The following is a 6852-nucleotide window of genomic DNA, read 5'->3' on the forward strand; positions in this document are numbered from 1 at the left end:
TTTAGGTAAGCTGTAGCCCTTATTTCTCTAAGGCTACAGCTTACTAAAAGTAACCTTTTTGAAGTTAAAAGTAACCTTTTTGAAGTTAAAAGTAACCTTTTTGAAGTTAAAAGTAACCTTTTTGAAGTTAAATCCACAAGATCAAAACAATATTTACTTTATTTAAAAGTAACATTATTATATTAAGTTACATTTAAATAAAGTAACTTCAAATGAATAGTTTACCAAGTAAAAATATAATAATATCAAATAGCGTCACTCGAGCAGGGCAAGGATTATCTTTATCTGAAAAGAGAATTTTATTTTCTGGATTAGCCCAACTAAACGGAAAAAATGATTTTATTGAATTGCACGCAGAAGAATTTTCTAAAATTTTTAAAATCACACCATCTGTAGCATACAGACAATTAAAAGAAGCTACTAAAAATATATTTAATCGTTATCTTACGTGGCAAATAGAAAGCAAACAATCCATTGGATTAAGAACAACAAGATGGATTATTACTTATGATTATTTTGATACAGAAGGATATGTGCGTTTTAAATTTAATGAATTACTCTTTCCATATTTATTTGAACTTCAAAGTCATTTTACTAAATATAAATTACAGCAAGCTTGTGCATTACGTTCTATTTATTCATGGAGATTGTTAGAATTGTTCGAACAACAAAAACAAATTAATAAAGATGGGTATCGATGGTTAAAAATTTCTGTTGATGATTTTAATCATGCTATGGAAATTTCAGAAGGTTATAAAAAAACTTTTGGGCTTTTAAGAAAAAAAATTATTGAACCTGCTATAAAAGAATTATCAGAAAAAGATAATTGGATTATCGAATGGAAACCAATTAAAAATGGAAGAAAAGTTGCAATGCTTGAATTTACTTTTTCTCATTATCCAGAAAAATTTTTATAAATACTTTTAAATTATTTTTTAAACATGCAACCGAAAAAAGTTCCAATTAATTTTTTACATCTGAAAATAATAAAAATAAATCAGCTTCAAACTAGTAACTTTTTAGATAAGAAAAAAAGCTTTTATCTAATAGAATCAATCATATTCAAATATAATGGTAAGAAAAAGGAATTATTACAAAAGAGATTATTATTGAAACTTTTGAACAGTTATGATAATTTAAACATCATCATGATATTGTCACGTTCAAATAATTAAATAGCAATATTATAATCGTACCAAACGACCTATTTGAGGTCGTCTTTTGTGCCTAATTATCAAAAATCTAAAGAATATTTTAATCAAGATGCAATAACTGCGTCTTTTTTTGTGCCCTAATACATCATCTCAAAAGGAAAATATACGCTCTATGTTTCCCTTTATAATATTATAACTGCGGATGATAAGATTGCTGCGACTGAACATGAATTAATGGGGTATGGCGCTGGAGCGGTTGGAATGTATGCTGGTGGCTTTGTAGGAGGGGCTCTATTAACACCATTTGGTTTAGGGATATTTGGTGCGTATGGAGGAGGATTGATAGGAAGTTTTCTAGCTATTCATCTAATGGATTCTTATGTTAAATTATAACATGAGTGTATATTAAAGCGGTGTTATTACATGAAATTTATTGAAGATAATCGAATTACATTAGATCCAATCAAATCTAAAGCATATAACAGTCGAATTTATATGAATGGACGTCGCACTTGATATGCACTCTGGGGGACATGCTTAGAAAAGGTTATTCAAGTTCATTCTTATTATTTACTCTTTGTTTCTACAACAGATTACGGAGACATGGGTTTAGATGCTTGCTATATTTATTTAATCACCTCATCGGGTAAAATTCTTGAACGTTGGAGTATAGACGCTGTATCAGATCAAGAAAAAGCAGAATATGAAAGTGATGGCTTCGAGTGGGTTTACTACAAAGAATGTTATGGATATTTAGAAAAATTTCACCTTGTTCCCCCAAATAAAATTACTTTTATATTTGGCTATAATACTTACAGTATCGAAGTTTCTGAAAATCTTATTTTTCCATGGTCTACTGAGTTTTCAATGAAAGATTATAAAAAAAGGTTCAGAAAATATTGTAAATTTATTAGCCACTATACCCCTAAATTTTGGAGCCGTTTAAAGTTTGATATTATCAATAATTAAACAGGTAATTTTGTCAAATAAGTCAAACTTTATAAACAAGGTCGAAACCTATCTATTGACTCTATCGCAATACATCATGCAAAGATGAAATAGTTTTTGTAGGGGGTATCATGTCTATTGTTTCAATAACCCAAGCATCTAAACTGTCAGGAAAGAGTGTCAGGACATTGCACCGCCATTTGGCAAGTGGCAGGCTGTCATACGTTATGAGTGACAGTAGAAAAGGTATTGATACATCTGAACTTATACGAGCCTATGGCACAATAATGACAGAGATGGCAGATACTGACAAAAAACAAATGGCAGGTCATGACACTACCAAAAAGCAGTCAAAAGACAAAATAGCAAGCCAGAATGACAAGCAGTGGCATCATCAAATAGAACTGCTTAAATTAGAACTTGAAGCCGAAAAGCAATTGTCAAACGAACGGCTACAAACAATAAAAGCCAAACAAGAAACAATAGATAGTCTTAAAACAGCTTTAAAACTGCTGGAGTACAGGCAAGACAAATCTGGTATAATCGAACCGCTTAAAGAGAACAACATGTCATATCCTCAAAAAAACGGTAGTTCTGTTGATGATAACACCAATACTAGGTTGTTTGGACGTCTAAGGAAACTATTTGGTTAGTCTTATACGAGCATGTTGTTCGTAAAAATTCGCTTAGTTACTTGATTAATCTTTATTCTTAATCAATTCGCGCATGTCTTTCTTAATTAAACATCATCTAAAACATGGTTTTACCGCCATCTGTTAATGATTACTTACGCATATGTGCGTATTGGACAAAAAAACTAACTTGATTTCTTTTGATTTTTTTCAAACAGAAAAAGAAAAAGCCATAGCTTTTTTCAAAATTTACGATTGGATACTTAATCTGCCACTTATTACCTAAGCGTGCAATCACAATCAAACCCTATAAAAACATACAATATTATTATTTTTAGTAAGGGGCTAACTCACTACAATTTAAATTTTTCGATTTTTATCAAACATTAATGAAGGTTATATTATGACAATAAACATATCTGTCTTTAAAGGAAACAGAAATACAGCATCAGGAAAAAATGGTATTTTAAAAGAGGTTAATGGCGTTAACGGTATTCCAATTTCTATCGCTCCAGGATTTCCAGATTTAGAGGACCAGTTTAATCAGATGGGTATTACTCATGTTAGGTTACACGATTGCTTTGGTGTAGGAGACATTGATAATTATTTTCAACCCAACCGGCGAAACAATCAAGATCAATTGATACCGAATATTCCAACCACATCACGAACAAAAGCAAAACAATTCATCGCAGATTTTGCAAACAAAAGGACTATATTTCCTTACGCAGCAGCAGGTATGCGTGCCAACAATGTTGATTTGGCATTTAAAGATACAAACTATCAAATGACAGATGATTATCTCAAACGTATCATGAATAATAATCCATCTGTTAATCCAGGAAACATTCAAAGAAAAGTTATGTTTCGTATTGGACGTACGTTAGATGGTGGTTACGAAATACCACAAAACTTCGATATTTATGCTACTTTGATTAGTACATTAGTCAACCGCTATTCATTAAACTATCAAGCAACAGGTTTACCAAGAAAAATCGAGTATTGGGAAATTTGGAATGAACCAGACCTGACATTTTTTTGGAATAATAATAATCCACAGGTTTATTACGAATTCTACTCTAAAATTGCTAGGATGATTAAAGCAGTCGATCCAGAAGCTAAAGTTGGTGGTTGTGGTGTCGCCAATGGTTATAACCCAGGTGGGGCTTATCTCGATGGATTATTAAATTATTGTCGCTCGACAAATACGCCCATAGACTTTTTATCTTGGCATTATTATGGTAATTTAACAAGTGATCCTCAAAACATCATTGATATTGGCAACTCTATTCAATCAACTTTGACAAGATACGGTTATGGCAATATAGAAAGTTTGTGTACTGAATGGAATTCATCACCCTTCGGAACAGTCAATACTTTCACAAAAGTACAATCCGCGAAAAATGCAGCGTATATTGCTTCAACATTAATCTATATGCAATATTGTAAAACCGACAAAGCTTATTATTACAGGGGTGATGGTTCGTCATTTGGCTTATTTAATGATAATCCAAACCCAACAAATACTTCTAGTAAGAGTTTTTGCACTTATTCGGCACAGAGTTTTAATCTTTTTACACGCATATTTGAAACGCCGTTCATTTTAACTCAGAATAATAGCTTTAATACTGGAATGACAACTTTAGCTGCAGAAAACGCCGAAGGTAACAAAATCAATATTCTCGCTGCAAACTACAAGGTTGATCGCAACTTTTCCAATGGAAATATACCTCCTACAGAAACAAGACTTTATAAACAATATTATCTAGACTCTGGTAGGACTATTAATCAGATAACCGATCAGTGGAGCATCGATCATTGGTTTGGAGGGGTCAATCCAAGCAGTATCATCACCGATAATTCAGTAACACAAAAAAATGTTGTCTCCCAGCTACCTATTAATGGACGACTGACATCTAGGGCGAGGAATTATAACCAAAGCGATTCAGGACTTACTTTAACAATAAATAATATTGAAACGAAATTCAGAGGTTACAAGATAACTGCTTATCGTATTAAGGAAGGTGGACCACTTGATAAAATGGAACCACAAAATGTCAGCGACTCAGTTATTACCAATATGATAAATGGTGTACTAAGTATACAAGACAATAGTGCTACCCCATTTACAGTTACCTTATATAGCATTGAGTTTACCAACGATCAAAATGGTAATACAGGTGGTAATACAGGTGGTAATACAGGTGGTAATACAGGTGGCGGTAGTATTACATACACAGTGCCAATTCAAGCAGGAATCAGAACACCATTGAGTATGGTATTACCGACTAACTATAATTTTATAGCTAACAAACAATATAGGCTTACAATTAGTAGAGGTTTATATTACTGCCCAGGAAGTACTATGTTAAACCCACAAACAAACTCCTGTACGACTGGTGGAACAGCTATGTATTCTTATACAAATTCTATTTTTACACCGTTTATATCCGGTCTGCTGTGGGGAATGATATCAGGCCCTGCCTATGTTTATTTGCCATCAGGTGGAAATATCACATGTATCTTAACACCAGTATAAAATCTTGCACATAAATTAGTATATTTCCGACAAGCGAACCGTTCACGCCTTAACGAACGAAGCCCATTGTTTCATGAGTGAACGACGTTTGTCTAAAAGATCACCGCGTCTATAAGCACTTTCGACCTTTGACTTGATGGCGTGACCGAGAGCAGTTTCGAGGATTTCTGATTGTGTGTTGGTCGCTTCACTGCCCCAGTCTCTAAAGGACGATCTAAACCCGTGTAGGGTCATCTCTGGGTCATTGGCTGCGTCCTTGACGGCTTGCAGAACGGCTTTGTTATAAATAGGCTTTCCATTGCTATTCTGAAATACATATTGACCTTGGTTGTTATTAATTGCCATCGCACGCTTAATCACATCTAAGGCTTCATCAGATAATGGCACCCTGTGTTCATTATTGGTCTTGCTGCGTTCTTCTGGCAATGTCCATACCTTGTCTTTGAAGTCAATTTCATCAACCCGCATTTCTCGACCCTCGGCTGAACGACAAGCCGTCAGGCAAATAAAACAAGCTGCCAGATTGGGAATGTCATTGATGGACTTTAAGCGTTTATAAAGCGTGTTGATTTGTTGCCAATCATAAGCCTTGCGATGTTCAACTTTTTTAAAGTCCGAGGGCTTTGGCAGGATGGTTTCAAGAAAGCCTGTCCATTTAGCAGGATTATCACCATAGAACCAGCCCCGAGTTTGTGCGTATTTAAACACTCGATCAAGTAAGCCTTGCAACTTTGATCCCGTGATGGTTTTTTCATACCAAATCTTTTTCAGCAAGATACGCACATCATCGGGGCTAATAGACTGAATAGGACGATCTTTAAAAGCTGGATATAAGTAGTTTACAAACAAAGCCTCTATTTCTGCTTTGGTGCTTTTACCCCGCCATCTTTTAGATCGGTCTTCAATATATTCCTTTGCCACCATTTCAAAGGTTTTACGGTTTTCTCTAACCGCCAACTTACCCGCTTGCTTTTGTTGCAAGGGATCCAAATCATTCCGAAGCATTTCACGAGATTGACGGGCAATCTCTCTAGCATGATCCAATGTCACATCGGGTAATGACCCTAAGCCTAACATTCTGATCTTGCCAGTGGTCGGACTTTTGAACCGAAAGACCCATGCTCTGGAATTACCTCGAATAGAAAGATAGAGGTTCCCACCATCGGAGTGCATACCCTCTTTTAGTCGATTTAAACTTTTTTCTTTGAGCTGATTGGGGGCTAAACGTGACATTTTTTGAAGCTCTGTTGATTTTCTGTGGAGGGGGGTGTTTTTGGTATTAGAATACTTTATTCTGTGAATAAAATAGAAAAATATAGTTAAATCAATGTATACAATGTTTTCATAATTTTTATTGTATTACTTATCGTATTATTTAGAGAATTATTTTTAAATTTTTAATTAAGTTTTCCACAGATTTTTAGAATGTTTTTTCTTTTTAAATTCTTTTTAAATAGTTTTAAATAGTTTTAGGTAAGCTGTAGCCCTTATTTCTCTAAGGCTACAGCTTACTAAAAGTAACCTTTTTGAAGTTAAAAGTAACCTTTTTGAAGTTAAAAGTAACCTTTTTGAAGTTAAA

The 6852-nt window shown here is 34.0% G+C and carries 6 protein-coding genes; 5 read left to right on the forward strand and 1 reads right to left on the reverse strand.

Translation table 11 applies throughout. From position 1 onward, the window contains the following. The first annotated feature begins 212 nt into the window (after positions 1 to 212). The 5 genes from PQG54_RS12010 (at position 213) to PQG54_RS12030 (ending at position 5273) form a co-directional block, all read left to right on the forward strand. Positions 213 to 917 carry a replication initiation protein gene (locus tag PQG54_RS12010; RefSeq protein ID WP_271790790.1) on the forward strand — a complete coding sequence of 235 codons (705 nt, stop codon included), beginning with the start codon at positions 213 to 215 and terminating at the stop codon, positions 915 to 917. A 471-nt stretch (positions 918 to 1388) separates the two neighbouring features. Further along, entirely contained in the window at positions 1389 to 1547 is a 159-nt protein-coding gene (locus PQG54_RS12015; protein ID WP_271790791.1) for a hypothetical protein, read from the forward strand. A gap of 210 nt (positions 1548 to 1757) precedes the next feature. Continuing rightward, positions 1758 to 2123: a hypothetical protein gene (locus tag PQG54_RS12020; protein WP_271790792.1), complete on the forward strand. Its 366-nt coding sequence runs from the start codon at positions 1758 to 1760 to the stop codon at positions 2121 to 2123. Positions 2124 to 2233: 110 nt separating this feature from the next. Then, on the forward strand, positions 2234 to 2755 hold the full coding sequence (locus PQG54_RS12025) for a hypothetical protein (protein WP_271790793.1): 522 nt from the start codon (positions 2234 to 2236) through the stop codon (positions 2753 to 2755). Between the two features lie 382 nt (positions 2756 to 3137). Further along, positions 3138 to 5273, forward strand: coding sequence for a GH39 family glycosyl hydrolase (locus PQG54_RS12030; protein WP_271790794.1), 2136 nt, complete (start codon positions 3138 to 3140; stop codon positions 5271 to 5273). Between the two features lie 42 nt (positions 5274 to 5315). Here PQG54_RS12030 and PQG54_RS12035 read toward each other — a convergent pair whose 3' ends face one another. Continuing rightward, positions 5316 to 6506 carry a tyrosine-type recombinase/integrase gene (locus PQG54_RS12035; protein WP_271790795.1) on the reverse strand — a complete coding sequence of 397 codons (1191 nt, stop codon included), beginning with the start codon at positions 6504 to 6506 and terminating at the stop codon, positions 5316 to 5318. Positions 6507 to 6852: the final 346 nt, after the last annotated feature.

Origin of the sequence: Commensalibacter communis, from assembly GCF_947179015.1 — a bacterium.
Taxonomy (GTDB): domain Bacteria; phylum Pseudomonadota; class Alphaproteobacteria; order Acetobacterales; family Acetobacteraceae; genus Commensalibacter; species Commensalibacter communis.

Coding starts and splice junctions, on each gene's coding strand:
- PQG54_RS12010 (WP_271790790.1), top strand. CDS start 213: ATGAATAGTTTACCAAGTAAAAATATAATAATATCAAATAGCGTCACT.
- PQG54_RS12015 (WP_271790791.1), top strand. CDS start 1,389: ATGGGGTATGGCGCTGGAGCGGTTGGAATGTATGCTGGTGGCTTTGTA.
- PQG54_RS12020 (WP_271790792.1), top strand. CDS start 1,758: ATGGGTTTAGATGCTTGCTATATTTATTTAATCACCTCATCGGGTAAA.
- PQG54_RS12025 (WP_271790793.1), top strand. CDS start 2,234: ATGTCTATTGTTTCAATAACCCAAGCATCTAAACTGTCAGGAAAGAGT.
- PQG54_RS12030 (WP_271790794.1), top strand. CDS start 3,138: ATGACAATAAACATATCTGTCTTTAAAGGAAACAGAAATACAGCATCA.
- PQG54_RS12035 (WP_271790795.1), bottom strand. CDS start 6,506: ATGTCACGTTTAGCCCCCAATCAGCTCAAAGAAAAAAGTTTAAATCGA.